We start from the raw sequence: 3176 nt of genomic DNA on the forward strand, positions 1-3176 counted from the left end.
ACCTTGTTGGTGACGGTGAGGTCGTCGAGCAGCGCCTGCGACTGGTGGGAAGCCAGCACCAGCGGCGGGTTGAGCGAGCTGGGCGCGCGGGTGGGACCGCCCGAGGCGGGCGCCAGCGTGGTCACGCTGAAGGTGGAGAGGCTGGCCAGCTCGGTGTGGCGGGCGCGGGTCTTGCCGTAGATCACCACCCCCCGCTTCTCCAGCAGGGTGCGGAAGAGATCGGCGGCGAACTGGGCGGGGTCCTCGATGGCGAGTTGCTCGGCGCCCCCGGGGTCGTCCACCGGGATGTAGCCCCACAGCACCAGGCGGTCGGAACCGGGCTCGCGGCGGAAGTCGACGCGGCGCGGGCCCGTGCCCGGGGGTGTGGTGATGATGCGGTTGTCCACCCGGTAATAGTCGGCGAAAGGATCGATGGAGACGAAGGCCTTCTCCCAGGACGGTCGCCGGGCAGCACCTTCACCGTGAGCACGTTGTCGTTGATGGTGAGCGCGGAGACGGGAGCGCCCCACTGCGTGGCCAGGTCCTCCTGCGACCAGCCTTCCCCGTAGCGCTCGAAGGCGTAGAAGCTGTCGTCGCCGACCACGTCGCCGTCCACGTACTTCACGCCCTTCTGCACGATCTGGTCGGCCAGGTCCTCCAGGACCTTGTCGGGGGGCTGGTCGCGCTGGGTGCGGACCTTGAAGGGCAGGTTGCGGCCCGAGAGGTTGGGGTCGCCGCGGCCCACCAGCACCAGGTCGCCCGCCAGACGGCCGTGGGTGTCGAGCGTGCCCGCGGTCTCCACCGTGGTCTGGAACTTGTATTCCGGACCGATCAGAGCGAGCGCCGCGGCCGTGGTGAACAACTTGGTGTTGGAGGCCGGGGTGAAGAGCTTGTCGGGGTTGCGGGAGTAGAGCAGGCGGCCGTCGGCCGCGCGGATCTCGATGCCCCAGAAGGCGCGGCCGGCCTCGGGCTCGGCCAGGATCCTGTCGATGCGGGCCGCCAGGGCCCTCTGGCGCTCCTCCGGCCTGGGCTTCTTGCGCGCGGAGGCGGGCGCCGCCGCCAGTGACAGCAGCAGAAGCGCAGCCAGGAGTATGCGGAGGCGGGGCATCGTCTGCGGGGATTGTAGCACTAGCGGGAAAGCGACGATTGCAGATTGAAGATTTAAGATTGCAGATTGGGTCAGGGCTATAGAAAAATCTGCAATCTGAAAGCTGCAATCTACAATGTCTTGGATGACTCGGCCGCGGTTCACATGGAAGCTGCGCACGCGCGAACTGGCGCTGGGAGAGCGCACCCTGGTGATGGGGGTGCTCAACGTCACTCCCGACTCGTTCTCCGATGGGGGCAAGTTCCTCGGCCGCGAGCGGGCTGCAGGCCGCGCCCTGGAGATGCTGGAGGAGGGCGCCGACCTGATCGACATCGGCGGGGAGTCCACGCGGCCGGGAGCGCGGGTCTCGCCCGGGGCCGCCGCCGGGGTCAGCGAGGCCGAAGAGTTGCGCCGGGTGCTGCCGGTGATCGAGGACATCCGTCACCAGCGCCCGGGCACGCTCATCTCCGTGGATACCTACAGGTCCGGGGTCGCGCGCGAGGCGGTGGCGGCGGGCGCCGAGATCGTCAACGACGTGAGCGCCTTCCGCTGGGACCCGGGCATGGCGCAGATGGTGGCCACGCTGGGCTGCGGCGCCGTCCTCATGCACATGCGCGGGCGCCCGGAGGAGTGGCGTTCCCTGCCCCCGGTGGACGACCTGATGGGCCTGGTCCGGCGCGAGCTGGCGGAGTGGGCGATGGTGGCCATGGGCTCGGGGGTGGCCCGCGATCACATCGTTCTCGATCCCGGCTTCGGCTTCGGCAAGAATTATGACCAGAACTATTCGCTGCTGGCGCGGCTGGGTGAGCTGGCGCGGCTCGACTTCCCCATCCTGGCGGGGACCTCGCGCAAGTCCTTCCTGGGGCGGACGCTGGCGCGCGCCGGCCAGGACCTGCCCGCGGAAGAGCGCCTCCACGGCACCCTGGCTGCGGTGACGGCATGCGTGCTGGCGGGCGCCCACCTCGTGCGCGTCCACGACGTGCGCCCGGCGGCGGACGCCGTGAAGATCGCCGACGCCATCCTGCGCGCCGGCGCCTGACGGGACCCTATCCTCATGCGCGCCACCCTCTTCGAATTCCGCTTCCGCGCCTTCCTCATCGGGATGTGCTTCTGGCTGGCCTTCACGCTCTACTCGGTCGACCATCTCAACTTCGTGGCCTGGCTCTTCCTTTTGAGCGGCCGGTACAAGACCGCGGCCCAGATCCCCGACTCGCTCGCCATCCACGCCAGCTTCGCGGCCGCGGCGGCGGTCATCGCGCTGGGGGCGCTGCTGCGCTCCTGGGGCACGGCCTACCTCAGCGTGCAGGTGATGGCCGACAAGAAGGTGCACAGCGAGCGCCTGGTCGCCGACGGCCCCTACCGCTACGTGCGCAACCCGCTCTACCTGGGGAACCTCCTGCTGGCGGTGGGCATGGGCGCCATGGCCAGCCGCACCGGATTCTTCGTGCTGCTGCTGGGGATGCTGTTCGTGGTGCTGCGGCTGATCGGGCGGGAGGAGGCGGAGCTGCTGGCGGGCCAGGGCGAGAGCTACCGCGCCTACCTGGCGGCGGTACCGCGGCTGCTGCCGGCGCTGCGGCCGCGGGTGCCGGCCGCGGGAGCCCGGCCGGACTGGCTGGAGGGCCTCTTCGGGGAAACCATGATCTGGGTGATGGCGCTCTCGGTGGCTGCCTTCGCGGTCACGCTGAAGCTGCCATGGTTCTTCGTCCTCCTGGGATCGTCGTTCGTGCTGCAGGTGATCGCGGGAGTCGCGCTGAAGCGGCGGCGGGCCAAGGCAGCTCTTAGCTCTTAGCTCGGCTCTTGGCCCCAGGCCAGCCGGGCTCCGCTACCAGCTAAGAGCTCGAAGCCAACGCTTTCTTCTCAGAAGGTCTTCTCCGAATCCAGCAGGATGGTGACCGGGCCGTCGTTCACCAGTTCGACCTCCATCCTCTCCTGGAAGCGGCCGGTCTGGCAGGTAAGGCCGGCGGCGCGTAGGCGCGCCACGAAGCGCTCATAGAGCGGGCGCGCGTGCTCGGGGCGGGCGGCGGCGTCGAAGGAGGGGCGCTTGCCGCGGCGCACGTCGCCATAGAGGGTGAACTGCGAGACCAGCAGGACGGCGCCGCCGGCCTCGGCG

Annotated in this window: 5 protein-coding genes; 2 read left to right on the top strand and 3 right to left on the bottom strand. The window is 69.7% G+C overall.

Annotation, left to right across the window (positions count from 1 at the left end):
- Both VEG08_11530 and dacB read right to left on the bottom strand, forming a co-directional pair.
- Positions 1 to 185, bottom strand: a 185-nt coding sequence (locus VEG08_11530; protein HXZ28614.1) for a hypothetical protein, incomplete at its 3' end; no start/stop codon positions are given.
- Positions 182 to 1087: a D-alanyl-D-alanine carboxypeptidase/D-alanyl-D-alanine-endopeptidase gene (gene dacB, locus VEG08_11535; GenBank protein HXZ28615.1), complete on the bottom strand. Its 906-nt coding sequence runs from the start codon at positions 1085 to 1087 to the stop codon at positions 182 to 184. The genes dacB and VEG08_11530, both read right to left, overlap by 4 nt.
- A gap of 124 nt (positions 1088 to 1211) precedes the next feature.
- Here dacB and folP point away from each other — a divergent pair, with 124 nt between their 5' ends.
- Positions 1212 to 2105, top strand: a complete 894-nt coding sequence (folP, locus tag VEG08_11540; GenBank protein HXZ28616.1) for a dihydropteroate synthase — start codon at positions 1212 to 1214, stop codon at positions 2103 to 2105.
- 15 nt (positions 2106 to 2120) lie between these two features.
- Positions 2121 to 2855 (top strand): isoprenylcysteine carboxylmethyltransferase family protein, encoded by a 735-nt coding sequence (locus tag VEG08_11545; GenBank protein ID HXZ28617.1) that lies wholly within the window; start codon positions 2121 to 2123, stop codon positions 2853 to 2855.
- A gap of 68 nt (positions 2856 to 2923) precedes the next feature.
- Here the strand turns inward: VEG08_11545 and VEG08_11550 are convergent.
- The coding region (locus tag VEG08_11550) for a D-aminoacyl-tRNA deacylase (GenBank protein HXZ28618.1) at positions 2924 to 3176 on the bottom strand (253 nt) is incomplete at its 5' end.

The sequence above is a fragment of the Terriglobales bacterium genome, assembly GCA_035624475.1.
Classification (GTDB): domain Bacteria; phylum Acidobacteriota; class Terriglobia; order Terriglobales; family Acidobacteriaceae; genus DASPRL01.